The organism is Brevibacillus brevis (genome assembly GCF_001039275.2).
GTDB lineage: Bacteria > Bacillota > Bacilli > Brevibacillales > Brevibacillaceae > Brevibacillus > Brevibacillus brevis_C.
In genome coordinates this window covers 1,898,664-1,925,320 of record NZ_CP030117.1, presented here as the reverse complement: position 1 = coordinate 1,925,320, position 26,657 = coordinate 1,898,664, and the positions used below count along the sequence as shown (strand labels likewise).

The 26,657-nt window shown below is 47.9% G+C and carries 25 protein-coding genes and 1 other annotated feature; of the genes, 1 reads left to right on the top strand and 24 read right to left on the bottom strand.

The genetic code is table 11. The features are described 5' to 3' along the window. Positions 1-5: 5 nt before the first annotated feature. The 22 genes from AB432_RS09700 to AB432_RS09590 all read right to left on the bottom strand — a co-directional run bounded on the left by AB432_RS09700 (position 6) and on the right by AB432_RS09590 (position 24,194). Entirely contained in the window at positions 6-842 is an 837-nt protein-coding gene (locus tag AB432_RS09700) for a M50 family metallopeptidase (RefSeq protein WP_048032110.1), read from the bottom strand. Continuing rightward, positions 835-1,620 carry a M23 family metallopeptidase gene (locus AB432_RS09695; RefSeq protein WP_048032109.1) on the bottom strand — a complete coding sequence of 262 codons (786 nt, stop codon included), beginning with the start codon at positions 1,618-1,620 and terminating at the stop codon, positions 835-837. The genes AB432_RS09700 and AB432_RS09695 overlap by 8 nt, the downstream gene beginning before the upstream one ends. Positions 1,621-1,776: 156 nt before the next feature. Then, the gene (locus AB432_RS09690) at positions 1,777-1,977 is read right to left on the bottom strand and encodes a cold-shock protein (RefSeq protein ID WP_005832370.1); all 201 of its coding nucleotides are present in this window, start codon (positions 1,975-1,977) and stop codon (positions 1,777-1,779) included. Positions 1,978-2,287: 310 nt separating this feature from the next. After that, on the bottom strand, positions 2,288-3,418 hold the full coding sequence (rodA, locus tag AB432_RS09685) for a rod shape-determining protein RodA (RefSeq protein WP_048032108.1): 1,131 nt from the start codon (positions 3,416-3,418) through the stop codon (positions 2,288-2,290). A gap of 57 nt (positions 3,419-3,475) precedes the next feature. Beyond that, on the bottom strand, positions 3,476-4,270 hold the full coding sequence (gene minD / locus AB432_RS09680) for a septum site-determining protein MinD (protein ID WP_048032107.1): 795 nt from the start codon (positions 4,268-4,270) through the stop codon (positions 3,476-3,478). 20 nt (positions 4,271-4,290) lie between these two features. Next, positions 4,291-4,968 carry a septum site-determining protein MinC gene (gene minC, locus AB432_RS09675; protein ID WP_026042972.1) on the bottom strand — a complete coding sequence of 226 codons (678 nt, stop codon included), beginning with the start codon at positions 4,966-4,968 and terminating at the stop codon, positions 4,291-4,293. Between the two features lie 151 nt (positions 4,969-5,119). Continuing rightward, positions 5,120-7,552 carry a peptidoglycan D,D-transpeptidase FtsI family protein gene (locus tag AB432_RS09670; RefSeq protein ID WP_048032106.1) on the bottom strand — a complete coding sequence of 811 codons (2,433 nt, stop codon included), beginning with the start codon at positions 7,550-7,552 and terminating at the stop codon, positions 5,120-5,122. A gap of 21 nt (positions 7,553-7,573) precedes the next feature. Then, on the bottom strand, positions 7,574-8,098 hold the full coding sequence (gene mreD / locus AB432_RS09665) for a rod shape-determining protein MreD (protein ID WP_048032105.1): 525 nt from the start codon (positions 8,096-8,098) through the stop codon (positions 7,574-7,576). Further along, complete coding sequence (mreC, locus tag AB432_RS09660) at positions 8,098-9,057, bottom strand: rod shape-determining protein MreC (protein ID WP_048032104.1); 960 nt, start codon at positions 9,055-9,057, stop codon at positions 8,098-8,100. Before mreC ends, mreD begins: the two co-directional genes overlap by 1 nt. Positions 9,058-9,071: 14 nt before the next feature. Continuing rightward, entirely contained in the window at positions 9,072-10,115 is a 1,044-nt protein-coding gene (locus AB432_RS09655) for a rod shape-determining protein (RefSeq protein WP_016739188.1), read from the bottom strand. Positions 10,116-10,270: 155 nt separating this feature from the next. After that, a complete protein-coding gene (gene radC / locus AB432_RS09650; protein WP_012685551.1) occupies positions 10,271-10,969 on the bottom strand; it encodes a RadC family protein in 699 nt (232 codons plus the stop codon). A gap of 101 nt (positions 10,970-11,070) precedes the next feature. Further along, entirely contained in the window at positions 11,071-11,658 is a 588-nt protein-coding gene (locus AB432_RS09645; protein ID WP_048032103.1) for a Maf family protein, read from the bottom strand. Positions 11,659-11,666: 8 nt separating this feature from the next. Continuing rightward, complete coding sequence (locus AB432_RS09640) at positions 11,667-11,906, bottom strand: DUF4321 domain-containing protein (RefSeq protein ID WP_007726664.1); 240 nt, start codon at positions 11,904-11,906, stop codon at positions 11,667-11,669. Between the two features lie 159 nt (positions 11,907-12,065). Further along, positions 12,066-13,358, bottom strand: coding sequence for a hypothetical protein (locus AB432_RS09635; RefSeq protein ID WP_048032102.1), 1,293 nt, complete (start codon positions 13,356-13,358; stop codon positions 12,066-12,068). 118 nt (positions 13,359-13,476) lie between these two features. After that, complete coding sequence (locus AB432_RS09630; RefSeq protein ID WP_048032101.1) at positions 13,477-13,911, bottom strand: prepilin peptidase; 435 nt, start codon at positions 13,909-13,911, stop codon at positions 13,477-13,479. A gap of 104 nt (positions 13,912-14,015) precedes the next feature. Then, complete coding sequence (locus AB432_RS09625) at positions 14,016-15,011, bottom strand: ketoacyl-ACP synthase III (protein ID WP_048032100.1); 996 nt, start codon at positions 15,009-15,011, stop codon at positions 14,016-14,018. A gap of 451 nt (positions 15,012-15,462) precedes the next feature. Next, on the bottom strand, positions 15,463-16,845 hold the full coding sequence (gene murC / locus AB432_RS09615; protein ID WP_048032099.1) for a UDP-N-acetylmuramate--L-alanine ligase: 1,383 nt from the start codon (positions 16,843-16,845) through the stop codon (positions 15,463-15,465). Between the two features lies 1 nt (position 16,846). Next, positions 16,847-18,220 (bottom strand): bifunctional folylpolyglutamate synthase/dihydrofolate synthase, encoded by a 1,374-nt coding sequence (locus AB432_RS09610; RefSeq protein WP_048032098.1) that lies wholly within the window; start codon positions 18,218-18,220, stop codon positions 16,847-16,849. Positions 18,221-18,263: 43 nt separating this feature from the next. Continuing rightward, positions 18,264-20,936, bottom strand: coding sequence for a valine--tRNA ligase (locus AB432_RS09605; RefSeq protein WP_048032097.1), 2,673 nt, complete (start codon positions 20,934-20,936; stop codon positions 18,264-18,266). Positions 20,937-20,993: 57 nt separating this feature from the next. Continuing rightward, positions 20,994-21,235 (bottom strand) — a binding site (T-box leader). 58 nt (positions 21,236-21,293) lie between these two features. Next, positions 21,294-21,620: an STAS domain-containing protein gene (locus tag AB432_RS09600; protein WP_007726674.1), complete on the bottom strand. Its 327-nt coding sequence runs from the start codon at positions 21,618-21,620 to the stop codon at positions 21,294-21,296. Between the two features lie 107 nt (positions 21,621-21,727). Then, entirely contained in the window at positions 21,728-22,966 is a 1,239-nt protein-coding gene (locus AB432_RS09595) for an ATP-binding protein (protein ID WP_048032096.1), read from the bottom strand. A 25-nt stretch (positions 22,967-22,991) separates the two neighbouring features. Next, positions 22,992-24,194, bottom strand: a complete 1,203-nt coding sequence (locus AB432_RS09590; RefSeq protein ID WP_048032095.1) for a PP2C family protein-serine/threonine phosphatase — start codon at positions 24,192-24,194, stop codon at positions 22,992-22,994. A gap of 250 nt (positions 24,195-24,444) precedes the next feature. Between AB432_RS09590 and AB432_RS09585 the strand changes: the two genes are divergently transcribed. Beyond that, a complete protein-coding gene (locus tag AB432_RS09585) occupies positions 24,445-24,627 on the top strand; it encodes a hypothetical protein (RefSeq protein WP_007726679.1) in 183 nt (60 codons plus the stop codon). A 39-nt stretch (positions 24,628-24,666) separates the two neighbouring features. Here AB432_RS09585 and AB432_RS09580 read toward each other — a convergent pair whose 3' ends face one another. Next, positions 24,667-25,662 carry a protein kinase family protein gene (locus tag AB432_RS09580; RefSeq protein ID WP_048032094.1) on the bottom strand — a complete coding sequence of 332 codons (996 nt, stop codon included), beginning with the start codon at positions 25,660-25,662 and terminating at the stop codon, positions 24,667-24,669. After that, positions 25,649-26,647, bottom strand: a complete 999-nt coding sequence (locus AB432_RS09575; protein ID WP_048032093.1) for a phosphotransferase — start codon at positions 26,645-26,647, stop codon at positions 25,649-25,651. The genes AB432_RS09580 and AB432_RS09575 overlap by 14 nt, the downstream gene beginning before the upstream one ends. Positions 26,648-26,657: the final 10 nt, after the last annotated feature.

Here is a 26,657-nt window from a genome sequence, read left to right as displayed (position 1 = left end):
AAAAGCTATAGGAGCTTGCCCACTGCGGCGTCGTGCTTTTGCTCAAACAGAAGGGCATGCAATAGCTGTTCTTCTGCCAAAAGACCCGCCCCTTGCACGTAGAAAAGATGGGAGCATCCCCGCCGCAGCTTGTGTGAGACAGCCAGTACCGTCTCCTCAGGATGCACGCGTATCGCTTGAACGGCAGCTTCCTCTTGCTGCCGGTCGTATTTTTCCACAAGAAAACGAAAAAATTGATAAGGAAATCGCATAAATGCCTGAATGTTCAACGTCAATAAATAAATCCCGATCACTGCTAAGTTGTACTTCAACTCCAAGCTGGACATCCCCACCATGATGCCCGCAAACAGCGTACTCCCCGTCATTGATATCATCGTCGCCTGCCTATACGACATAAACCAGCATAGAACAGCCAACAAGATTCTCCCGCCATCCAACGGCCAGATTGGCAACAAGTTAAACAGCGCAATCGTCAAATTACTAACCAAGAAAAAGCGGGCCCACTCTTCCGTCCATATCCCCATAAACCAAAATAAGTACGAAGCAGCCATCATCACCATATTCAAGAAGGGCCCAGCAAGTGCCACGACAATCTCATCCATAGGGTCCGTGGCGTACGAGTCTTCCATCGTCGCTACTCCACCAAAAGGCAGAAGCTGTACTTCCTTTACGGTCCATCCGAGCTCACGCGCCATCGCTACATGCCCCAATTCATGGATCAGCACGATGACAAACAAGGTAATGACCTCCAAAAAATGGCCTGTCACCACGGACAAGCCAATCACCGCCCAAAATAGCAGGTGAATGCGAAACCTAATGTCAAGCCAGCCTCCCCTATTCAAACGGTATCACTTCCAGGGGATTGACAAATTGCTCATTCACTTTCGCTCCTAGATACAGATGACGGGATGTCTGGTCCATTACTCGTGCGGTTCCAATGACTTGACCAGGTGTAAGGACCTCGTCCTTCGTCACCCCTATGCTATCGAGATTTCCCAACCATATTTCCCGTCCTTGGGTCAGACGAACAATCACTGTCGTCCCATAATCAGGCTTTTCACCGACAAACGCGACCCAGCCAGCTTCTCCGATTGTGATTTGATCGTTCATTCCCGTATGCAGGATCACATTTGCACTCTCTGGATCATAGGATTTTACGACTTTCCAGCTACTGGGGAGCTTCCACACAGCATTTGTGTCCTTTGTTGTGCTCGTGGCTGGCACGGCAGGGGGATTGGTAGGTATCGATGGAAGCATCGTTGGAATCGGACCAAATCTCGCTTCATACCAGTCCGCTACTCCTGAAAAATTAAAGTCCCGTGTCATGACTTCCCTCGCTGAGCTTTTCCAAGAGGCAGGGATCAGCGTAGTTTGAAACAAAACATAAGCAGTACCAATCAATAAGACAGATGCTAAAATTTGCACGCCCCACTTTTCATGGGACGGTGGCTGGTCCATGATATCATTCTCGCGCGGCGAGTAACTGAATGGGTTTGGCGTTTCTTCGATGGGATCTTTCCAATCATCGACGTAGGGAGTATAGCTGTCTCGTGACTGTGTTCGGATTCTTTCCAAACGCTCCCTCCGTCTTTCTTTTACACGATCTACTCTTTCAAACATGTCCATCCCTCCGCAGGCCAAGCCTTTAGTATCATCCTATGACTTGTCTACCTGCTTTATGACGACCTGGCCCTCTCCAACGCCCCAGCTTATCGGTTGAAAACACGCAAAAAAGACAGTCTCCCCATTGAGAGACTGCCTTTGAATCTGTCAATTTTACAGTTTAGTTACGCTAGCAGCTTGTGGTCCACGGCTACCTTGAACGATTTCGAACTCAACCTTTTGACCTTCGTCAAGAGATTTGAAACCTTCTGACTGGATTGCGCTGTAGTGTACGAATACGTCGTCGCCACCCTCAACTTGGATGAAGCCGTATCCTTTTTCTGCGTTAAACCATTTTACGATACCTTGTTGCATGAAACAAAACCTCCCTGAACATTACGCCCCACGAGGCGAAAGAGTGTAGCGTTAACCTCTTTTTTACAGATAAGCCTTTTGCGTCAAGGAAAAAAAGTCATACGAATTGCGATTGACAATTGGTGACGTCACTCACAATACGTACGACTCCATACCAATCAATCAAACACTATAACTTGTAAAAATGGTTAACTTAGGATGATTTTAGCATAAGTATTTGCATTTGTCACGCATTTCATGAGTGCTCAAAAAGTCTTCTATTCAGCACCGAGAAAGTGGCGAGAACCTGAAGACTTTTGAACAAACTCCTTTAATCAAAACGCAACTTATCCTTACGCATCCCAATATTGAGAACCACACCGATGATCAGGAAGTTGGTTACGAGTGAGCTCCCTCCGTAGCTAATAAATGGGAGCGGAATACCCGTAATCGGCATCAATTGAATCGTCATCCCGATGTTCTCGAAGATCTGGAAGGTAAGCATCCCTACGACACCCGCGACAACGTAAGAGCCGAACGGATCTTTTGCCTCCATCGCGATGCGGATCATTCGGTAAATCAAGACGAAAAACAGAATCATCAGCAAGCCCGCTCCGACAAAGCCCAGCTTCTCTGCAATGACGGTAAAGATAAAATCACTTTCTCCTACCGGCACCCATCCAAAGCTCGCTTGCGTCGGCGTATCAATCCCTTTTCCGAACAATTGCCCTGAACCGATGGCAATCAATGCTTGCTTAAGCTGGAACCCTCGTCCCATTGGTTCAAGATCCGGGTTCATCCAAAAGACGATCCGATCCCATTGATACGGCTTGATAATCTTGAAAAAGATATCCTGCTTGTATTGATACAACAGCGTCATGGCGGCAAAAAAACTGCCAGCCAGCCCGCCCACATACAATACATGTTTCATCCGTATACCACCAACGATGAGCATAGTGGCAAGCATACCCGTATAAACCATGGCCGTACCCAAATCGGGCTGAATCAAAATTAAAAGCAATGGTACACCTACCAGAGCCATTACCGGAATCAGCTTATAAAAATAGTAAAACCGATCCGGATCCGTTGCCCTCTTGGACAAGAAGCGGGCCACCGTTATGATCGTGAACAGCTTCATCGGTTCAGAAGGCTGAAACAAAACAGGACCAAGGTCATACCAGCTCGTCGTATTGTTAATGGGCTTCGTTTGAAATACCCCGATCAAAAGAATCAGACCGAGTGCATATAAGACATAAGCCATGTTGTGGAATAGACGATAGTCAAATAGCAATGTCACACCTAGTACAATAAATCCGATGACATACCAAAGGACCTGCTGATGCGCCTTATCTACACCTGCCGCAGAACCGGAAATCCCCAAATAGCTGAAGACACCCAGCCCTGCCAAAATCAAAATGATGGTCCAGTCAATTGTTTTTAAATGACGTTTTTCCAGGTCCATCCGTTTCCTCCTAGAAAACGTGACTCCCCTCTATAAAAGAAGGGAGCCAAGTATTACCTATTTTAATCCAAAGAATTTACGCATTTTGTGGAACACGCCCGCTTTTTCTTCCAATGGTTGTAATGGAACAGCTTCACCCAAAAGGCGACGAGCAACATTCCGATACGCGATGGAAGCACGCGATTCGTGATTCATTACAGCCGGCTCACCTTGGTTCGCGGATTTAATGATATGATCATCATCCGGCACTACACCAATTAAGTCAATGGCTAACAAATCCAAAATGTCTTCTACATCCAGCATGTCGCCATTTTTCACCATATGGGAGCGAACGCGATTAATAACCAGCTTCGGCATTCCGATTTTTTCTCGCTCTAATAGGCCAATAATCCTATCAGCATCACGCACAGCGGCTTTTTCAGGTGTAGTCACGACGATTGCTTGATCAGCCCCTGCCACTGCATTGCGGAAGCCTTGCTCAATACCCGCAGGGCAATCGATGATGACATAATCATATTCCCGCTTCAACTGCGTAATGATTTCCTCCATCTGCTCAGGAGTTACTGCTGATTTGTCCTTGGTCTGAGCAGCCGGGAGTAATGCCAGATTGTCAAACCGCTTGTCTTTGATCAGAGCTTGCGGCAGTCGGCATGCGCCTTCTGCAACATCTACCAGATCATAAATAATTCGGTTCTCAAGTCCCATGACTACATCCAGATTGCGCAGGCCAATATCGGTATCTACCATGCAAACTTTTTGTCCCAACAATGCGAGCGCCGTTCCCAAATTGGCGGAAGTGGTCGTCTTACCCACGCCGCCTTTACCGGAAGTTACGACAATTCCAATCCCCACGTCCGTTCCTCCTCTTCCCCTCAACCCTCACGCTTTTTCTCACCCAAATCAGGGCGGATTCGCGACAAGTAGTTCATTTTCGCTACCAGCATGATCTCATTTTCCAGATAGGCAAATTCTGTGCCTCCGGAATTATTCGTCCATTCCTCACCCGGTTTGCTGATCACATCTGCAATCCGCAACTGGGTAGGACTCATGACTGCAGCCGCAATAATTACCTGTGAGTCACCGGAAATACCTGCGTGCGCGTACCCTCTGAGATGACCCAGCACGTAGATGCTTCCTGTACTGCGAACCGTCCCCCCGGGATTGACATCTCCCAATAAGAGCAAATCACCGTCAAACTCCAGTACTTGCCCAGAGCGTACCGTATTTACCTGTATGGAAAAATGGGTTTTCAGGCGTTCAGCCATAGCTTCTTCCCGCGTGATCAAATCAGATTCGATTGTATGGATCACCAGGTTGCCCTTCGTTCGAATAATTTGAGTCAACTGCTCTTGTTGCTCGGGTGAGCAGTATCGTTTCCCCAATTTTATAGATACCCGAATGAGTGGCCCCGACAAAATCTGTTGGTGGCTATGCTCTATTTTTTCACGCATATCGGCCAGCAGTTCGTCGAAGGAACAGGTATCATCCATAAAGAAGACGAGCCCCTCTTTAGTCCCTTTGATCGTGACCTTGCTTTTCACAGTCGTCACCGGTTTCACCTCGACCGATACCATTCGCCATGCAGAAAGATTTTTCCTGCTCTGTATGAAAAAATTGCCGAATCGGGTCAGATGGTGGCAGTTTGCAAGGGCTTGACTCCATTATTCTCTTGGGCTTGATTGCCCTGGACAACCATTGCGGTTACTTCGCGGACGGTGGATTTGGCTTCGGAACCCCACCAGTAAGGACACCAGGATTCAGTTCATTGTAGGCTTCGAGCAATCGACGCGAGATCGGACCAGTCGCATCAGAACTGGATGTACCGTCTCTCAAACTGTTCGGCGCAATAACGACGAAGACCAGTTGGGGATTTTCATAAGGCGCAAAGCCGACAACCAGTGCATTTTCCGCTGGCTGCGACGTTTGTGCCGTACCAGACTTGGCTGCCACTGTGAAAGGTAACCCATTGAAACGTTGAACGGTACCACCTGGCTGAGTAACCATCCGCATCCCTTCTCTTACCACCTGGATATACTTCGGATCGATATCAACCCGGTTGAGCACTTGTGGTTCAATAACTGAGAGCGTTTGTCCTGGTTTCTTCGGGTCGGTAGTTCCTTTACGAATTTCTTTTACAAGATGTGGGCGTACCCGATATCCTCCATTCGCAATGGTCGATACGTATTGCCCCAGCTGCATCGGCGTGAACAGATCGTATTGACCAATCATCACGTCCGCCAAGTTTCCGTAGTAAAGGTTCTGGTTTTCCCAACCGGTATGTTCATTCGGTAGATCCACACCTGTTTTCACACCAAGACCAAACTGGGCATTGTAGTAATCATAGACAGAGAACTGCTTCTCCCAGCCATCTTTCCCTTTTCTTGCTAAGCGAATCGCCATTTCGTACATATACGTATTGTTCGACACCTGCAAGGCACGACGAGCGTTAACAGGGCCATGACCACTTGCCTTCCAGTTGCGTTTATACGTGTTACCGACTTTCAAGCCGCCTCGGTCATAGATGACTTCGTTCGGTGTAGTCAGCCCCTCCTGAAGCGCAATCATGACAGACAGTGGCTTGTAGGTAGAAGCAGGTGGATACGGCGTATAAATGAATCGGTTTGATTCATTCGGTAAAATAAGCGAGGCGTAATTCTCGTTGAATTTCTTACGGTCGTAATACAGATTCAAATCGTAATCTGGATAACTCGCCATCGCCAATATTTCTCCCGTATTTGGATTCATCACCAATACGTGCGCGTCTTTAAATTCTTTTGGCGTAGAAGGGCGCTTCTTGAATGCTTCAACCTCTTCTTTCAAGATGGCCTCTACCTTACTTTGATAACGCCAGTCCATAGCCAAAACGAGATCGTTTCCTGGCTCGGGGGCTTGACGCATCTGCTTCTCTACCGTCTCTGAATTTTTGTTCACGTGTACTTCCATAATCCCGTTTTTGCCGCGCAAATAACGTTCATAGGAGCTCTCCAGACCGGTAACACCGACACGGTCGATAGCGTTGTAGCCTTGTGCCTGATATTCTTTCAAGCTCTCAGGACGAATGGCATTGATGTACCCGAGAAAGTGAGTACCAAATGCCGAACCATCCGGATCTTCGAAAATTTGGCGAACAGGCTCCAGCTCCACACTTATTCCCGGCAGTTCGGTACGTCGTTCCTCGATTTGGAACATTTCCTGCTCCGTGATGTTGACCTTGACACGTCTCGGAATGTAGCTAGCCATCTGCGGTGAACGCATCTCCTGCAACAAAGAGAGCTTGTGCCATTGAAATTGGCGTTGCTGCTCTGTCAACGGCAGTTTGATATCCATGTCGAACAGCGAGGCATAGCGCAGCAAATCCATGTCGGACTTTTCTGCTAAGCCGTCAGGGGTTGGCAAAACTCCGATCTGATCCTTCACTTTTTTGGCGAGGTCATTGCGATCTTCCTTGTCCAATTTGAGAGTGAGGGTCATATTGGCGTTTATCGCCATTTTTAACAGCTCGAAGTCCGTAGTGTTCGCTTCCGTAATAGCGGGTGTAGCCGGTTTGGCAGCATTCAGTTTCTTAATAAGGTCTGCTCGATCCTTGTCATCAAAAGGAGAACGAACGCGCATCCCGAGATACACCGCAGTTTTTACCAGCTCAAAGTCCGACATCTGATCGACGGTCTCTACTTTCGGAACGGCTTTTAACTTCGCCGAAACCTTTGCCTTGAGATCGTTTGTTTCTTGCGCATTGAAAGCAACAGGCAAAGTTGATCTCAGTTCAATCGTCTTCTTTAACAGTTCCTTATCCGTACCAATTTTGCCGCCATCGGGAATGAGGATTTTTGCCAGACGATCCGCGACTTTCTCTTCATCAATGTCCTGCCCTTGTTCTTCAACGTATTGAACGGTATACACTGGCTTATTCGAAACGAGTACTTCGCCATTTTTATCCAAGATACGGCCTCGAGGAGCAGAAATCGGCAGTTCACGAATACTAAACTTTTCCAATTCATGCTTGTACTGTTCGCCTTCCACCAACTGCACAAAGGCTAGCCGTAAAATAATGGCAGCGAAGAACAAAAATACAATCACAAACAATATATTGAGCCGAATAGGTATGTCTGATTTCGGTTCTTTGACTTCTTCCACGAACTCTCCTCTCCTTTGCCCTTACTGCATGTGCATTTCCTTTTTCGCCAGAATCTTGTTGCATACATTCTTGATCGGAAAGTATACCAGTAAGCCAAAAGCGAGATTAAACAGCACACTAGGCAAAATTTGATGTGTCAAAATCCATTGAACATCGAAGGGGGCAGCGGAAAACAAGCGGAACAAGGAATACAAAAGCCACTCATGTCCGAACAAAATCAGGAAGCTGGTAATGAAAACCATCCCGAATCCTCTCTGGAACAAAAGAACGATCATCCCTGCAAAGTAGCTGGCCACCATCATGGACATGGTATAGATTCCAATTAGTTGCCCAAACAAGACATCTTGTAAAAATCCGAAGGCGATCCCGTAATACAATCCCTCGCGCCTGCCGAGATACATCGAAATAAAGATACAGCAGACAAGCGCAAACCGGGGGACTATCATCCAAGACAGACCCCCAGTACCAGGTGAAAATACTTGCATCACAGTTCCTTCCAGTACAAACATGACCACGACGCCCAGCGTCAATAAAAATCGCGCCATTACTGACCACCCCCGCTAGCAGGTGGAGCCGGAGGCACAGTTGTCTGCGTTTGTGTCTGGCCGGCTGGCTGTTGCGGGATCAATTCGCCATTGGGAGCGATTGTAAAATCTCGTTCCACAACCATGACTTCATTCAATTGTGAAAAATCAGCGCTTGGCTGGATGTAGGCGGTTTGAGTCAAGCCGTAATCATCTGGCTCTACGCGAACAATATAGCCGATCGGCAAATTAGGAGGTACGACGCCTCCCAAACCTGACGAAATAACTTGCTGATCTTTTTTAATGGCCTGTCCCCAAGGGATTTTACGCATGACGAGTAATCTCTTTTGCGGATCGTATTCCTCGATGACACCACTAATCTGACGGTATACTGGCTTGCCTCCGACCAGTTCCTGCGTCAAAATCCCCGCAGAAATATGGTCCCGCCGTTCATAGCTCGTCAACAATTCAACTGTAGATGAAAAGTTAGCAACACTCTGTACGCGCCCAATCATTCCTTTGGCAGTGATGACCGCCATATCCTTTTTGATGCCACTTTTCAAACCTTGGTCGATGGTAACAACGTTGTTCCAGGTATCAGGGTTTCTTGCTACGACTTCTGCAAAATGAAGCCTGTAAGATTTGAGTGAATCTTTTGCCCCCACCATTTCTCGAAGGCGCTCATTATCTGCCTTGAGTGTGTGCAATTCGGCACTTAGACGGGCATATTGATCCAAACTAGCCTTGAGTGCCTTGTTTTCTTCATATACGCCGTAGGCGTCTTCAATTTCCTGAAAAAAGCCAGAAACAGCCTGGGCAGGGCGATAGAAAAAGCCCTGCACCACGCTGAAGGTATCTTTGAAGAACATTTCTGGCCAGGTCAGGCTAACCCGTTCACGAGAAGTGAAGCCCACGACGGAGATAAGCAGGACCAAGCCTACAAGTACAATGATAAGCCGCTTATTCCCGAAAAACGACATGCCCTACCCTCCGTTTATTTACCCCGTTTTAGTCGGGAAGAGGTGATGCCTTGCTTGGATTTGAACAGGTGAATGTTCTCCAATGCACGACCTGTTCCAATCGCTACGCAATCCAGTGCGTTTTCTGCGACATGCACGGGCATACCCGTTTCCTTACTTAACAGGCGATCCATGTTACGCAAGAGCGCACCGCCGCCTGTGAGTACAATTCCACGATCCATGATGTCCGCCGCAAGCTCAGGCGGGCTTTTTTCGAGTGTTACCTTAACCGATTCCACTATAGCAGAAATGGTTTCCGCCAATGCTTCGGCAATCTCTGTGCTGCTTACCGAGAGCGTTTTTGGCAATCCGGTTACAAGGTCACGACCGCGAATGTCAACGTTTTCGACCTCATCAGGAGCAATCGCAGAGCCGATCTCCAGCTTCAATGTTTCTGCTGTCCGTTCCCCGATCATCAAGTTGTAACGGCGCTTGATGTACTGAATAATCGCCTCGTCCATCTCATCCCCGGCCACACGAATGGAGCGGGATGTAACAATCCCCCCGAGAGAAATGATAGCGACTTCTGTCGTACCACCACCAATATCTACGACCATACTTCCAGTCGGTTCCCACACTGGCAGGTCTGCACCGATCGCTGCTGCAAACGGCTCCTCAATCGTATAGGCTTCCTTCGCCCCAGCCTGCTTTGTAGCGTCTTCGACTGCACGCTTTTCCACCGCAGTAATTCCCGAAGGTACACAGACCATTACGTTTGGACGACGCGTAAACAGCCCTTGATTTTTTTGAGCTTGATTGATGAAATAGCGCATCATTGTCGCAGTTGTATCAAAGTCAGCGATAACCCCGTCTTTCATAGGGCGAACCGCTACGATATTACCCGGCGTACGACCGATCATACTTTTCGCAGCATTCCCTACTGCTTCAATGGAATTGTTATTAGTACGAATCGCTACAACAGAAGGTTCACGCACCACAATTCCTTTACCCTTCACAAAAACAAGTGTATTGGCAGTGCCGAGGTCAATCCCCAAGTCACGTGTAAATCCACCAAACATAAAAAAACTCCTTCCAAATATTTATCCAAATGACAAGCATAAGAGAACCTCTATCGAGGCCTCTCCAAGATAGAGCGACCGCGTTTTTGTGGAAGGTTTCATGCGCACAAGAATTCCTAAACGTATCGATGATAAATCTTGCACGTAAAAACATGTTACAAGTACCCTTGCTCTTTGAGACTAACGTACTTGCCTTCCCCGATAATAACATGATCCAACAATGAAATCCCCACCAGTTCACCAGCGTCACGCAATGTATGCGTAATCGCGATGTCTTCCCTGCTAGGTGTCGGATCACCGCTCGGATGGTTATGTAGGCATATCACCGATGCGCTGCTACGACGGATCGCTTCTTTAAAGACTTCTCTCGGGTGTACGATGGAAGCGTCCAGACTGCCTACAAAAATCGTCTGCTTGCCAATCACATGGTTCTTGGTATTCAGAAAGAGACAGACAAAATGTTCCTGTGTCAAATGAGCAAGCTCTGGCGACATCAAATCAGCTACGTCCCGTGGTAAACGGATAGAAGCCCTATACTCTCGAGGCACTCCCATCAATCTACGCCCAAGCTCAAACGCAGCATGTAATTCAATCGCTTTGACTGGACCAATTCCTTTTAGCTCTGTTAACTCAGCATGAGAGGCTTGGGCTAAACCACGCAGGTCTCCAAACCTGGCTAACAAGCGCTGAGCCAGCTGATGAGCCGTCTCTTGTTCCCTGCCTGTCCGCAGTAAAATGGCAAGAAGTTCAGTATCAGACAGATGGACCGCTCCTTCGCGAAGCAGTCGTTCACGTGGACGGTCATAGTAAGGGACGTTTTTCAACAGCATTTTGTTACAGGTATTTGTTGCCATTTTATATCCGCCTCCAGCCATATTCACATTATCGAAAACGGCTGACATGGAGAGGTTCATGAGGCTTATGGCCGTCGCCGCTTGCTTCAAGCATGACAACTTTACAATATCGGCATCCCAAAACGTGTCAAAAGAGTAGACGTCAGGCCTAACGGAAGACCTACAACAGTGAAATAGTCTCCGGTTATTCCTTCCACGAGCGTGGCTCCAATACCCTGAATGGCGTATGAGCCCGCTTTATCCATCGGCTCACCTGTCGCAATGTACGACTTGATTTCTTGCTCTGTTAAAGCTCGAATTCTTACGTGTGTTAGACTATGTGAGACTTCCGCACGGCCCGTCTCCACATCTATCAAGGCGACTCCACTATAAACGGTGTGCTCTTGCCCCTGAAGCATGGACAACATACGAAATGCGTCCATTTCATCAACAGGCTTGCCCAGAATTTGGCCATCAAGAACGACTACCGTATCAGATCCTAAAACGACGCCTTCCGTCAAGCGAGAAGCCACTTCCTTGGCCTTGCGCAAAGACAATTCTTCTACTACTTCGCTCGCAGATAAATGCTCTGCTGTCGTCTCATCTACATCACTGGTGATGACGGTAAATGATAAGCCTAAAGTTTGCAGAAGCTCCCTTCGACGCGGCGAAGATGAAGCCAGAATGAGAGGAACATTTTTTTTCGTCATTTTTCAACCTACTTTATTCGTCGATGTATCCAAAATGCGAGGGCTAAGCCTCCGATACTGGCTAGATTTAGTTTTACCTGAAAGTTCAGTTCGTACTTCAAAATTTCTAAATCTGCCGCAGGTGACCAAGTAATCTCTTTGCTCTTGGTCAAAAAAGGTAGCCAGGGACTTAAAATCTCCCCGATAATGCTGCCAAACAAAAGTCCACTCACCAACAGAAACACGAGAGTAAGCGTTTCTTTCCCCATTTTCCCAACTCCCTTTTTATAAGGGATTCTCTTTTTGCCAAACATAAGTTTAGCAAATGGGGAGAAGCGAAACAATCCCTGATTGCTCTTGGTAGTTACTGTATAGAAAGAAAAGGCCTCCTGCAAGAAAACCTTGCGGAAGACCATATAAACATGCATTTATATGGAGGAACGCGCATTTTGAATCCAGCTCGCGTAGCTCTCGAAAAAGGCAAGGACACCCGCCTGTACTTGCCACGCATAGGATTCGGCGCTCTCCACCTTTTTGCCAGCGCTTGCTTCTGCCATTTTGTCTCTGGCTGCAAGCGCTTGATTTACCCCATTTACCATCCCATCTAGCAATGGCTTCCAGGCTTCTTTGGCTTCCATTTTCCGGCTTTCCTCCAGAAATTGGCGGTGAATTTCTTTTAATTCTGCTGTTTCTTTTGCCGTTGGCGATAGTTGGCCTGTCGTAATAATCAGCCCAGATTGTGCTGAAAGTTTTTGGACGAGTTTGACTCCATGGGTGAAAAAGGCATTCACGTTAGGGTCACCGGATGCGTTAGCGGCTTTTCCGACAGGGACAGTCCCTTCAAAAGCGGGAAAGGAAAATTCTTTGACGTATATATCCATCCCTTTGTTTTTCAAGCTGGTGGCAAAGCCTAGCACAGCATCCCTTGTGGGTGCCGCGGCTGCGAACATGTACTGCTTGCTTGCGTCCTTATAAAGCAAATGAGGAATCCCCGCTTTCTCCAGTGGTTCTACAGCTGTTTGCGGCGATGCATCCGGCTGGAATACTCCTGCCTGTGCAACGTACATGTTTACGGCTGGCAGTTGTAGAGCTATCGCTTTTTGACCCACTGCGTTACCATTCGTCGGCGTCTCTTGCGTTGGCTGGCTTTCATTAGGCAAAACAGGACCTTCCACGCCATTTTTCCCAGCCGTTTGTTCAGTTCCTGCACCTGGCGCGGTAAGTGTCTGGACCGTATCACTCAGAACATTGCCGTACGACTCGGAAAATTCTTTTTGGGAAAAGACCGTCAAAACAAGAAATCCGAACAAGAGTCCAATTGCTATAGCCCCACCAGTTGTTAAAGTCGTACGCCAAAAGGGCCCCTTTGGCCATAACGCTGCGAGCCGACTCCCCGCACTACTCCTGTACGCCTTCTCTTCGGTATCGTCGAAGGAATAATCGGATTCATAGGTATCGTTTGGCTCCTGATCGAAATCAATGTTCGGCTTCGTTTCTTTCGCGGCAGCTCCACGCAGTTGCATCATGCGTTCCCATGCTTCGTTACCCTTCTCTTTAAACGGGTCAGTAAACGGCAAGGGAGGCGCTTGAATACGAACTCGAGGCGTGTCATCCTTTGGGGTGCGCTTTCTACTTGCTTCCTTTGGGATATCGTCCCGCTTTTCATCCCAGAACCTTCCATTCATTTTAACCGTCACACGATTTTTATTTTGTCCGCTCATACGCTTGCCCTCCTAGTCACAGGCTCTTTGTACTAGCATACGTTTTACTCGGACGGGTTATGACTTCTATCTAGTGATTCTATTAAATTTGTTTCTACTACTTATTCCACATGCAATATCAGTAGGTTTCGTTCATATACAAAACGACTGCTATGCCAATCGTCACAAAAGGCGCAAACGGTACTTCGCATTTTATACTCACTTTTCGTATCAGTAACAAGATGAGAGAGACCAGCAAGGCTGCCATACTCGCAATTGTCAAAACAACTACGAAATCGCGGACCCCAAGTCCATAGCAGACAAGAGCGAACAGCTTCACATCCCCCATCCCAAGCGTAAGCGGCCTGTGCCAGCTGATCCACCCAAAAACCAGTAAACTAAGAATCGCAAAGAGTCCCGCCATCAGCCATTCCATCGGCGAAGAGAGAACATACTCCATAAAAGAAATCAGTACAAACCCTGCACCTAATGCAAGATTAGGTATTCGTCTATGACGAAAATCTACCCACGAGAGGTAAAGGCAGAGCCCGAATAATATCACTGCGTTTGCCATTCTTCTTCCCCCAGTCGAAAACTGTTCTTAAGAATACCTTTCATTCCTGGGATAAAAAAACTGCCCAGAATGTCCTGGACAGCCTCTCGATTAATGAACTTGTTTTACGGATTCCAAGTGAACAAAAGGCCAGCGTGGACGAGACCACCGCCAAACCCATACAACAGAATCGTATCCCCTGCCTTTACTCTGCCTTCCTTGATCCCCAAGGCGAGCGACAATGGAATGGTAGCTGCTGATGTGTTGCCGTAGTGTGTCAGACTGTATAATGTCTTTTCGAGAGGGAACTGGCTCTTCTCGCAAATGGATTCGATCATACGCAAATTGGCACTGTGCGGGATGAACCAGTCGACATCTTCGAGCGTTTTGCCTGCCCGGCTCACAACCTCCTGCATCCCTTTTGGAACAGTTGTTACTGCCCACTTGTACACTTCTCTCCCGTTTTGGACCATGCATCCATTCCCGCTCAATTCTCGTCCGTCCATATGCGCTGACAAGCCTGATCGGTACACATGAATCCCGCCGTCCCCCTTTGAGCCTAAATAGGCGGACAAAAAACCAGGAGCTGTAGAGTCTTGTTCAACCAACACTGCACCCGCTCCGTCCCCGAACAGGATGCACGTCGTACGATCTGTATAGTCGGTTACTTTTGTTAACGTTTCTGCGCCTACCACCAACACTTTGCGATGCAAGCCAGAGCTGATGAGCGCATTTGCCGTATGGAGCGCATACGTAAATCCTGCACAGGTAGCGGAGAGGTCCATGGCTCCCGCCTGCTCGACTTGAAAATGCGCTTGGATTTGACTCGCGACGCTTGGAAATGGATAGTCTGGCGTACTGGTTGCGACCAAAATCATATCGACATCGCGGACATCCTTCCCATAATTTGCAATCATATCGTGGATTGCAGCGATGGCCAGATCACTGGTAAATTCATCTTCCCTTGCCATACGGCGCTCGTGAATACCTGTTCGTTGTAAAATCCACTCATTCGATGTATCCACTAGCTTTTCCATATCTGTATTGGTAAGAACGCGACTCGGCACATACGTACCGATGGCGGTAATTCGCGACTTGAAGGGGCTTGTATTTGTCATCATCCGATCATCACCTTTCGTTTTTATGATCTGATTATAACACTTGATGTTAGTATCTGGTACTAATATTTAAAAATAAAAGTCTATGTTGAGTCGTCATAGTGGAGGAGAAGAAAAAGCACAGGTCTCTTCGACTCTGACACGCCAGCAAAGGGGATTCACTGGACGTCTCCACTTAAAAAAGGGGACCGTCGAGCCAAAGCCACCCTACGGGCGGAAGTTTCTCAAGGAAGAAGTGTTCGACAAGCGTGGTCTCCTTTTTTAAGTTCCGACTGGGTAGGCATTGTCAAGGTCTACGAGCCCTGTGCTTTTTCTTCTCGCCAGCTTTGTTGGTTTATCGATACCTTACAAAACTTAGGTAGATTATTCTTTGCAGTATTACGCTAAAACTATCCGATCGTAAATAAAAAGACTTGAAACCCGTAGGTTCCAAGTCTTCATACGTCTCTATTCGTTACTTCTCTAGCTTTTCAGCCAGCCAGTAAGCGGATTTCCAAATGTCTCCTGCACCCATTGTCAACACGAGGTCTCCCTCTTGCAATCCTTTGAAGACATGCTCCTGCATTTGTTCCTTCGTCGGAATGTATTGCGCACGCGGGTGGCTGTTGGTGCGGATTTTTTGCACCAGCACCTCGGAGGTAACTCCTTCAATCTTTTCTTCTCCCGCTGGGGAGTAGATATCCGTGATGATCACTTCGTCTGCTTCTGCAAAGGCACGGCTGAATTCATCCATGAGGAAATACGTGCGTGTGTATCGTTGTGGCTGAAACACAGCGATTACACGTCTACCCGACGCCCTTGCCCCGCTTAGTGTGGCGATAATTTCCGTTGGATGATGCGCGTAGTCGTCTACGACCAGGACGCCTCGTACATCTCCGATAATTTGGAATCTGCGCTTGGCACCGCTAAAAGTAGACAGTGCCTGTGCAATTTTTTCAAAGGAAAGGCCAATATCCAGGCAAACAATGATCGCAGCCAGCGCATTTGCAATATTATGCTTGCCTGGGACTACGAGACACAATTCACCCAATCGTTCATCCTTGTGATAAATCTGGCACGTGCTGCAACGATCTCCACATTCAATCGAAGTGGCAGAAAACTGTGCTTGCGCCACAAAATTCGGATCGACTGCATACGTCACGACCGTTTTTTCGACGGACGGCATGACTTCACGTACATGTGGATCATCGATACACAGGATCGCTTTTCCATTCGGTTTGAGATGGCTTAAGAACTGGACATACGCCTGTTTCAAATTGTTGAAGTCGCCATCGAAATGCTCCAGATGATCTGCTTCGATGCTCGTCACAATTTCATACATCGGTCTGTATTCCAAAAAGGAACCGTCGCTCTCGTCTGCCTCGGCAATGACATAATCACTGGTACCTGCCTTTGCGTTGGTACCAGCACTCATCAATTCACCACCGATGATAAAAGTCGGGTCTACACCGCACTCTTCCAGCACGTGAGAGATCATCGATGTCGTGGTCGTCTTGCCGTGTGCTCCGGCAACTGCTACTCCTGTGCGCTCATTCAATATGCGAGCAAGCATTTGGGAACGGTGCATGACCGGAATTCCTAATGCTTGACCTGCGATCACCTCAGGATTGTCTTTGGAAATACTGGTGGAGTATACGATGCTGTCTGCTCCCTCCACGTGGGCAGCATTATGGCCAATATGAATGACCGCCCCTCTTGCTTCCAGCTTTTTCGCCAAATCATTCATGGCGACATCGGAGCCGGTTACCTTGTATCCAAGGTCAATCAAGACGCGGGCAATGGCACTCATGCCATAACCGCCGATGCCCACAAAGTGGACGTGTTGGGCCTGATCCACCCTATTCACCTGCCTCTTCTACTATAGTGGGAAAGAATGCGCGTACTTGGGCGATGAAGTAGAGCGAACCGCAGACGACCAACCAGTCATCCGCCTTCGCCGATTGCTTCTCCCGCATCCAAGAAAGGAGAAACGCCCGCCAGTCTGGGACTGGATCGAGAAACTCTTGCTCCCAGCCACCGGCTAAAAACGACTCTTGTAAGCTATTGGCTTCGGCTGCACGCGGGAAGTCAAAGGTTGTCACATGCAGCTTTCTGATTTTTGACTTTACTGGTGCGAGCGACTCTGCCATTTTGGCAAGCGGCTTATCTGCCAATCCAGAAAAGAGCAAATGCAACTGTACTCCGTCCGGCAACAACCGATCCAGACTGCTTACAAGCGCCTCCATTCCTTCCTGATTGTGTGCCCCATCCAAGATAACCATTGGTCTTGGAGAGATGACTTCTAGACGACCAGGCCAACGCGTTTGTTGCAAACCGCGAGATATTTCTTCTTCCTCCAGCAAGAAAGAGAAGTAATTTCGCAGGATATCGATGGTCATTAAAGCAACGGCTGCATTGGTTGTTTGGTGAATGCCATTCATGGTAAGACGGTAGGATGCTTCCGTACGACGGTGAATGCTTTTGTAACGAAACTGCTGTTCACCCAGTTGCTCCTCTACCTGCTCCGCCTGGAAATGTTCACCAATATGATATAGCGTACTCTTCGTTTGTCTTGTGCGCTCCTCAAAAATCGCAAGAAGTTCCGGCCTAACCTCACCTGTGACTACTGGAACACCCGATTTGATAATCCCCGCTTTTTCCCGGGCAATCTCTTCCAAGCTTTCTCCCAACACTTGTGTATGATCCATGCCGATATTCGTGATGACCGAAACAAGCGGAAGGACGACGTTCGTCGAATCCAATCGCCCGCCTAGTCCTGTTTCCCATACGACTACCGCTGGTCTCGCCACTCTTGAAAAATAAAGAATGGCGATCAGCGTAATCACTTCAAATTCGGTAGGGGAACCGAACTCTGTTTCTTGTTCGCAGCGTTGCACCCATACCTTGACTTCATTCACCAACTGCAATAGATCTTCTTCCGCGATCATGCTGCCGTTGTAACGGATGCGCTCACGGAAATCAACCAAATAAGGGGAGGTAAATGTACCCACACTATATCCAGCTTCCATCAGCATTTGCGTCAGGAATGCGCAGGTTGAACCTTTTCCATTGGTACCAGCTACATGAATGAATGGGATTCTCCGCTCAGGATGTCCTACTTGCTCCAAAACCCACTGCATCCTCTCAAGCCCCGGCCGTTGACCGAACCTGAGCAATCCATGCAGCCAGTCGAGCGCTTGCGTATATTCTACAAACCCTTCTTCTGCATGCATACCACAATGCTCCATTCTCAAAAATATGCGATGGTATGGCGGATCATTCGCCCTTCAATTCGGCAAGTCGTGCAATCACTTTATCCCGCTTATCCATGTAGTCTGCCATTTTCGCTTTTTCCTCTGCGACTACTTTTTCAGGTGCCTTGGCCATAAATCCAGCATTGTTGAGCTTTTTCTCAATGCGCTCCACTTCGCCGTTGAGTGTCGCCACTTCTTTTTCCAGACGCTTTAGCTCTTGCTCGATATCGATCAAGCCTGCCAGTGGAAGGAACAATTCAGCTCCCGTGATCACAGCAGACATCGCTTTATCAGGCGTAGCCAGATCTAGGCTGATTTCCAGACGCTCAGGGTTGCAGAAACGAGTGAGGTAGTGCTCACCGCGTGTCAGACGCTCAGCGGACAATGCATCGCTTGGCTTGATCAAGAGCTCAATTTTCTTGGACATCGGTACGTTTACTTCTGCACGGATGTTGCGTACGCTGCGGATGATATCCATCAACTGGTTCATTTCGCTTTCTGCTTCAGCAAAAATCCATTGCTCGTTAACGGTTGGCCAAGGTGCTACTGTAATGCTCTCGCCTTGGTGAGGCAATGCCTGCCAAATTTCCTCCGTCATGAACGGCATGAACGGATGCAACAGCTTGAGCGTTTGATCCAGAACCGTTACCAGAACGGATTGGGTTGTTTTCTTCGCGGCTTCATCGGTACCATACAGCGGCAGCTTCGCCATCTCGATATACCAGTCACACAGGTCATCCCAAATGAAGTTGTACAGCACACGGCCTGTTTCCCCAAATTCAAATGCGTCAGACAGACGGGTTACATCTGCGATTGTCGCTTGCAGGCGGGAGAGAATCCATTTGTCTGGTGTAGACAGCTCACCGCTCAAATCGATTTCCTCGTATTTGAAGTCAGCCAGGTTCATCAAGGCAAAACGGGACGCATTCCAAATCTTGTTCGCGAAGTTGCGGTTTGCCTCCACCTTTTCCCAATAGAATCGTTGGTCATTCCCTGGTGAGTTCCCTGTCGCCAGTGTGTATCGCAGTGCATCCGCTCCGTACTTCTCAATCACTTCCATCGGATCGACGCCGTTTCCGAGTGATTTGGACATTTTGCGGCCCTCGGAGTCGCGAATAATGCCGTGGATCAAGACGGATTCAAACGGACTTTTTCCGGTAAATTCAAGACCTGAGAACATCATGCGAGCAACCCAGAAGAAGATGATATCGTAACCTGTTACCAGGACGTTCGTTGGATAGAAGTACTTCATGTCCTCAGATTCTTCCGGCCAGCCTAGTGTGGAGAACGGCCATAGACCAGAGGAGAACCATGTATCGAGAACGTCGTTGTCCTGCTCCAGCTTGTGGCTATGGCAGCTTGGGCACTCAGTCACATCTGTGCGAGATACAATCGTTTCGTTACAATCTCCGCAATACCATGCAGGAATTCGGTGACCCCACCAAAGCTGACGGGAGATGCACCAGTCGCGGATGTTTTCAATCCAACGCAGGTAATTCGTCTTGAAGCGCTCTGGGACGAATTTCACGCTCTCAGGGCTGTTTGCATTAGCCAGTGCTTCGTCAGCCAAAGGCTGCATTTTTACGAACCATTGGGTAGAAAGGTATGGTTCTACAACTGCATCGCTACGCTCACTATGTCCAACCTGATGAATATGCTCCTCAACCTTGAACATAACACCTTGCTCGGTTAAATCTTTGATGATTTGCTTGCGGCATGCAAAGCGATCCAAGCCTTTATAGATACCAGCCAGCTCGTTCATCGTACCCGTCTCATCCATGACAACGATTTGTGGCAACTGATGACGAAGACCCAATTCAAAGTCATTCGGATCGTGTGCTGGCGTAATTTTCACAGCGCCAGAGCCAAACTCAGGATCAACGTAGTCATCTGCGACGATTGGAATTTCGCGTCCTACGATTGGCAAAATAACGGTTTTGCCGATCATGTCCTTGTAACGTTCATCTTCCGGATGTACCGCTACAGCCGTATCACCGAGCATTGTTTCAGGACGGGTTGTAGCTACTTCGATATAACCAGTGCCATCTGCCAATGGGTAACGCATGTGATGCAGCGCACCTTTTACTTCCTTGTAGATCACTTCAATATCGGACAGAGCTGTGCGGGCAGCAGGGTCCCAGTTAATAATGCGGTTGCCACGATAGATCAAGCCTTTTTCGTACAGACGAACAAATACTTCGCGTACAGCTTGGGACAAGCCTTCATCCATCGTAAAACGCTCGCGGGAGTAATCCAGAGCAAGACCGAGCTTTTCCCACTGCTCACGAATATGCGAAGCGTAGATGTGCTTCCACTCCCATACCTTTTCCACGAATTTTTCGCGGCCCAGATCATGGCGAGAGACGCCTTCCTCACGCAAGGTAGCTTCTACGCGCGCTTGAGTTGCAATACCAGCGTGGTCCATACCTGGCAAGAACAAGGTGCTGTAGCCTTGCATACGCTTGGTACGCGTAATGATATCTTGCAAAGTCGTATCGAGCGCATGGCCCAAGTGCAATTTACCAGTTACGTTTGGCGGTGGAATGACAATCGTAAACGGACGTTTATTCGGGTCACGTTCTGCCTTGAAAAATTGTTTCTCGATCCAATACGGATACCATTTGTTCTCTGCTGCTTTTGGATCATAGTTTTTCGGCAGCAATTGGTCGATGTCGGTTGTTGGCTGTGTAGACATGTACGACTCCTCCTATTAGCATGACTTGCTTTGCAAAAAATAAAAAAACCCTTCATCGCAAAGGACGAAAGGATTATTTTCGCGGTACCACCTTTGTTAACACACGATAAACGTCAAGCTTATGGTGTGTTCACTCTGACAAGATAACGGTTGCGAACCGGTCTCGGCTAGGCACATGCTTTCACCGAAAAAACTCCTGGGCGACCTTCAGCCATTCAAATCCTTAGAGAATCTCGCAGCAACTGATTCTCCTCTCTGCTAAGGCGTTCTGACTTACTCTTCCCACTCATTGTTCCTATCGTATGTAGTTGTCGTATGATTAGCTTTCACTATTATATACAATCACGCTGTTTGGCGTCAAACCCGTGTTTCGCCCACTTTTCCAACTGCAATGCCTAGTGCTTCGGTAAAACCGAGCACGCCCAAAATATCGAGAATTTCTTCTCGGACATTAACGATTTCTACCTGTTTGCCCATGGCCAACAGTTCTTTCGTGGTAAAAAACAGGCTTCCAATACCGGAAGAATCTACAAAGGAGACACCTTGAAAATCGACGGTAACGGATTGATTTCGCCCTCCATACTGCTGGAGCAATTCACCTACTCGATCTCCTACAGCCATGTCCAACTCTCCGACGAAAAACAATGTAGCCTGTCCGTTCGCCTCTGTTGCGCGGTAGTCCATGCTCAAACTCCTCTCAATAGGTATCGGTACACCCAATCTGCTCGTCCTTTTACTATATTACCCATTTTCATTCACTTGCAAACATTTGGCTTTTTGGAAATGGTTGCTTAACGTGAAAGGATACATTCTAAAATAAGCTTGGTGCCTGCCAGCGAGCTGCTCAAATAAACACGATCACAGTATTGCAGGATCACGTGAAAACCGGCCCCAAGCGAGTGGCGCGTAGAAAATCCTTGTTGTAGGGTAGCTCGCGGAATATCCTCGAGTAAAATGCCTTGTCCTTCATCATGGATCACAGCGCGGCACATCTTTCTGTCATTTGTTAGGTATAACGTAACCACACCGCCATTTCCGTGCTTCAACGTATTGGAAGCAGCTTCGTTGACCGCAACGAGAAACTGCAGCAAGCGCTTATCAGAAATGCCATGTGGTTCCAAAGCTTGCTTGAACAATTTACGCAGTTCTGCAAGCTGCTCCGGTAAACGGATGTCGATTGCCAAGAGCTTATGACCTTCCCGAAGCAAGAAAAATAATTCTTCATCACTAAGCAACAATAGCTTACCTTCTGTGACCACACCCAGAATATCTCTGTAGATCTCCCATTCCCGTCTTTTGCGTTTTCGTTCTTCTGCAATGACGGCGGTGACATCAATCAAGGCGATCCCACAGGTCCGATCTGGCAATACAGATGTGTATAATTCAAACACCTTTGTGCCATCAGTGGTAACAATTTGCTCCCTTACAGAACCACCCGATCCAGCCGCATCTTCGACCAGTCGTTGCATTTCTCGCTCTACTTCCAAACTCGCACGAACGTCACCCAGCGGACGCACTTTCCCTTCATCGTAAAGATAGAGGAAAACGGTCTCGATCTGACGCAGTATGGATAACTTCTGAATCTCTTGTTTTATTAATCGCCCCCGCTCGTCGTCTCGATCCTTCCAATGTAACAAGACGTCTGCCGGGTCCAATTCGCCACTCATGTGCCATGTATGAAATTCTTCCAGAAGCAACCGCTCCAGAACATCTTCCCGTCGCAAAACTTTTTCGATATCGATAATGTAGTACGGATCACCTGCTATACCGCGCAATCCGGTACCAATAATTCGGAAATCATAGGCGAGCTCTATTTCTATGCGTCCGTGCAAAACATGATCAGAACTGCTTAACCCAATGGTCGTCCGACTCACTGCTACCAGCTTCGCCTCGAACGATTCCTTCGTTGCTAGGTTCGTCACCTTTACAGTGCGGGGCGGAACTACTTTGTTCGCTGCACCGCCAGAACGTAGCGCGACAAGGCAATTATCACAAGTGGGATTGTCCGGACAACGCTCACACAAAATCACAGTTCATCCTCCTATTCACGCGCAACTACACGAGGGCTATACTCTCTTCAGGCTCAAATTGAAGAATCAACACAGAAATATCATCCGTTTGGTTTCGCTGCTGTGTGATCTCCAATAAGTAGGCCTCAACTCGATTCATCGATTCCTGCTTACTATCACCAAGCAAATTTAATAAGGAGGATAGTTCTTCAAGCCATTGTCTGCTACCTCGAAACACTTCTTTTCTCCCTGTATCCAGCAAACCATCTGTGTAGAGCAACAGCATGCCCTCTTCTTCTAAGGGTACCTCCTCCATTTGATACGTGCTATCGGGCAAAAGCCCTAGGCCAACCCCACCCTTGCTAGCTAAAATGGCTTGATTCGACTTGGACAAATAAAAAGGCTGCGGATGTCCTGCCCTGCCAAATCGAATTTTGTGTTCCCTCTCATCATAGACAGCAACCAGCATCGTAATGTAAGAACGGGTCTTCACTAAATCTGCATAAAGCAACTGATTGAGTCGTTCCAAAATCTCATCCGGCGAGTAACTGGACTGCAAAACCTGGCGTACAGCAATCCTAATCCCCGTTGCCCAAATACTGGCCAAAAAACCGTGCCCGGACACATCCGCAATGATAAAACAGGTGTAGCGATCATTGATTTGTCTATAGTCAATGTAATCTCCGCCTACATAATCGACTGGCACGTATACCGTTCTTGTTCGCAAACTGGTTAACTGCAATTCTTCTGTGGGAATGAGCATCGACTGCATGCGTCTAGCCAGCTTCATCTCCATCTCGATTTCTCGCTGCCCTGTTGACTGGTCCTGTTGACATCTGAGGATCAACGCCCGAATATTCACAAGGAGCAGCCCATAAAAAGCTTTTTCCAGTTCCTTTAGCTCACGGTCATTGACGTTACTCTGGGCGAACAAGCGAACATAGCGCGGTGTTTGAGCAGTGTCACACTGTTCCGAGACAACAATGCGCTCTTCTACTTCGCGCTGTACTTTTGCGTTCTCTTTATTTCCACGCTCGATTCGAAAATAAACAGCACCTAAAGCCGATTCAAACGTGATCGACAAGAAGCAAGGCTTGTCCATTTTCACGAACCACGTATCGACCAACTCTTCTATAAATGGCATGAGACTCTCGTAATTGACTTGGCGCTTGCTTTGCTCATTGCTGGTTATCACCAGATACTCGTAATTCTGTTTCAATTCCATTAGTTTGACCAATTGATGATTCATCCCCGAGCCACTCCCATACACACTTTAGCATAATTCTTTCTTTCGGGAATTGCGAAAAGGGTTATGGCAATTTTCAAAAACATTGTGATCACCTTTATTCGTTTCGTCCTAGCCTTCCTGCCCTACACCTTCCCTTTTCAAGCACCATTCAAACCACTATCTACTTTCAATCAAAATGTTTTAGGCATTTGCTCAAGGTTGTAGACACTGTCCAAAGTTGCCGCGCATATGCTGGAATGAGGTGATTGTGATGAATTTTCGTTGGAAGTATAACCCCACGTATTTACGGATCAAATACGGGTGCAAGCAAGTGCTCTTTCCGCTGTTGGTTTTTCAGTTTATCCGAACAGTAGTGTTTCCTACCTCTTTTGATGTCGTCCTTCTCGGTTTGCTAGCCATGCTCTATGTTGCCATCTCCCTTGAATGGTTATAAAAAAGAAAAACAACGCCCCACGCGGTGAGACGTTGCTTATTAAAAGGCTTGCTGGACCCAACGATGCAGGCGCATCAGGCGGTCCATATCTTTTTCAAAACGTTGGACAGCGTAAAACTCGGTCCACTCGCGGGGATGATGATAATAAATATCCAAGTCTCTCATGATCCTCTCCGGATAGGACAGAAACGAGGCCATCAGCTCAATTTCTTCTGGTCGCAGCGGAAATATCTCGGCGTAGCGATGGAATAGCTGAGAAGCCCCAACCTCATCCCCCGCCATTTGAAAATAAGTACGATAAAATAGCGTCAAATCGCGCACTGGTGTATCAAAGCTGGCACGATCAAAATTAAGCAGCCGTCCTTTCCCCGATCGATCTGGCACAACATGCTCGGGATTCGGGTTACCATGGATCAACGATAAGCGAAAATGCGCGTGCGTCTCATGACGCTCTCGCCAATCGGTCAATAAGTCTGTGGCTGTTTGTGCCATTTCCTCAAGAAACTCCTTGTTAGCCAAAAACACCAGATCAAAAGGGGAAGGATATTTGCGTTCCTGCGCAAGGGTTTCCGCCTTATTCATTTGGTCTTGCCAATATTGCCAACGGTTCAACAAGGAGTCGACAAGTGGCTCCACCTGTCTCGGATCATCGTAGCGATAGTTTTGTGTCAAATGATGAAGCTCCGCCAAACGCTCCAAGGCAGGAGTCGCCCAAGACAAGGGTTGCTCGGCCCATTCCTCACTTCCTGGCTGCCAAGGGGTTACGTAAAAGGCAGTGTTACCCTGTTGAACAAAAGGATCATCGTATTTCGTGTACGTAAAAGGAACGGCTCCATCCCATCCGCGGTGCTGCAATTGACGCAGCATATCGCTGACGAAAACAAGACGTTGAACGGGTACTTGGGCTCGTTTGCATACGAAGGAGCCGTAGGGAGTCGTCGCCTTAAATACATTTGGCTCCTTTAAAACGTCAATGCTCTGGGCATACATGTCATACTCTTTGAACAAAGGAGCAATGTCATCATACCGACTCATAGACTCCCTCCCTCCTCGAACGCTCGGCCCGCTCTGCAATATGCCGAAGCAGCAAGTCAACAGATTGTTGGCTCTGCAAGGCCTGCTCAATACCAGCGATCGACGCTTCTCGATCCAGCGATACGCGCTTTACGTACGATTCGATACTCTTGTACACTTCACGAGGACGAGCCATAAAGGCGAGTATCAACGAATAGTTTCCATAGGTGAGTGGCTTGATTTCTTCATAGCCGTCAAAAAAAGCGTCAATCTGCTTCAGATCCTTATGGGTTAAAAAGTGATCGCGCAAAAAAGTGGCAACATCGCGTTGCTGGACTGAAATCACCGGCCTGAAAAAACCTCTCAAGTACAGCTTCCCGTTTATCATTCCCCAGTTGTCACGCAAAAGGTCCCGATGGGATACAGCAACCGCCTCCGGAGTAATTCGCTCGTGGGCCAGCATCGCAGCGGAACGGTCCATTCTTTGCAGCATAGGGGTCATGAGTTCCGATACCCAACGATTTTCCTTAGAATTCCGCCCAGATTTGGCTCGAAATGATTCGACCAACTCTTTGGCACGCCTTCCTTTTTCTTCTACTTGCTTCTTTTCCTGCTTGAGCAAATCACTTCCGGACAGTAAAGGACTTTCCTGCTGAGACTGATGCATCATCGCGATCACGCGTCCACATTCCCTCGCAATGTCCTGGCCGGGCTGATAGTCTTCGAATTGTCTGTGATGGTCGGTCATGGTAACACCGCGTTTACCCAAAATCAAAAATGGCTTGGTGTCTCTCGTACGAATAAACCGCTCCACTTCTCGAAACCCCTGACGAGCCAGTCGTTCGCGCCAAGCAAACGACCAGCGCATCACATCTACACGCGGCCAAACGTGGAGTTCTTTGGGGCCCCGGTTTGTCTCCAGTAAATAGCAATCATCAAGGGGCGTAATTCGGATTACGCGCGCCCGATATTGCTGGCAAACCTCGGAGAGATCAATTTTATCCACGGTCCCCCAC

What these genes read in the sequence shown, in the direction of transcription:
- AB432_RS09695 (WP_048032109.1), bottom strand. Translation starts at nt 1,620, where the DNA reads ATGTTTGAAAGAGTAGATCGTGTAAAAGAAAGACGGAGGGAGCGTTTG.
- AB432_RS09690 (WP_005832370.1), bottom strand. Translation starts at nt 1,977, where the DNA reads ATGCAACAAGGTATCGTAAAATGGTTTAACGCAGAAAAAGGATACGGC.
- rodA (WP_048032108.1), bottom strand. Translation starts at nt 3,418, where the DNA reads ATGGACCTGGAAAAACGTCATTTAAAAACAATTGACTGGACCATCATT.
- mreD (WP_048032105.1), bottom strand. Translation starts at nt 8,098, where the DNA reads ATGGCGCGATTTTTATTGACGCTGGGCGTCGTGGTCATGTTTGTACTG.
- mreC (WP_048032104.1), bottom strand. Translation starts at nt 9,057, where the DNA reads ATGTCGTTTTTCGGGAATAAGCGGCTTATCATTGTACTTGTAGGCTTG.
- AB432_RS09655 (WP_016739188.1), bottom strand. Translation starts at nt 10,115, where the DNA reads ATGTTTGGTGGATTTACACGTGACTTGGGGATTGACCTCGGCACTGCC.
- radC (WP_012685551.1), bottom strand. Translation starts at nt 10,969, where the DNA reads ATGGCAACAAATACCTGTAACAAAATGCTGTTGAAAAACGTCCCTTAC.
- AB432_RS09645 (WP_048032103.1), bottom strand. Translation starts at nt 11,658, where the DNA reads ATGACGAAAAAAAATGTTCCTCTCATTCTGGCTTCATCTTCGCCGCGT.
- AB432_RS09640 (WP_007726664.1), bottom strand. Translation starts at nt 11,906, where the DNA reads ATGGGGAAAGAAACGCTTACTCTCGTGTTTCTGTTGGTGAGTGGACTT.
- AB432_RS09635 (WP_048032102.1), bottom strand. Translation starts at nt 13,358, where the DNA reads ATGAGCGGACAAAATAAAAATCGTGTGACGGTTAAAATGAATGGAAGG.
- AB432_RS09630 (WP_048032101.1), bottom strand. Translation starts at nt 13,911, where the DNA reads ATGGCAAACGCAGTGATATTATTCGGGCTCTGCCTTTACCTCTCGTGG.
- AB432_RS09625 (WP_048032100.1), bottom strand. Translation starts at nt 15,011, where the DNA reads ATGATGACAAATACAAGCCCCTTCAAGTCGCGAATTACCGCCATCGGT.
- AB432_RS09610 (WP_048032098.1), bottom strand. Translation starts at nt 18,220, where the DNA reads ATGCATGCAGAAGAAGGGTTTGTAGAATATACGCAAGCGCTCGACTGG.
- AB432_RS09605 (WP_048032097.1), bottom strand. Translation starts at nt 20,936, where the DNA reads ATGTCTACACAGCCAACAACCGACATCGACCAATTGCTGCCGAAAAAC.
- AB432_RS09600 (WP_007726674.1), bottom strand. Translation starts at nt 21,620, where the DNA reads ATGGACTACCGCGCAACAGAGGCGAACGGACAGGCTACATTGTTTTTC.
- AB432_RS09590 (WP_048032095.1), bottom strand. Translation starts at nt 24,194, where the DNA reads ATGAATCATCAATTGGTCAAACTAATGGAATTGAAACAGAATTACGAG.
- AB432_RS09585 (WP_007726679.1), top strand. Translation starts at nt 24,445, where the DNA reads ATGAATTTTCGTTGGAAGTATAACCCCACGTATTTACGGATCAAATAC.
- AB432_RS09580 (WP_048032094.1), bottom strand. Translation starts at nt 25,662, where the DNA reads ATGAGTCGGTATGATGACATTGCTCCTTTGTTCAAAGAGTATGACATG.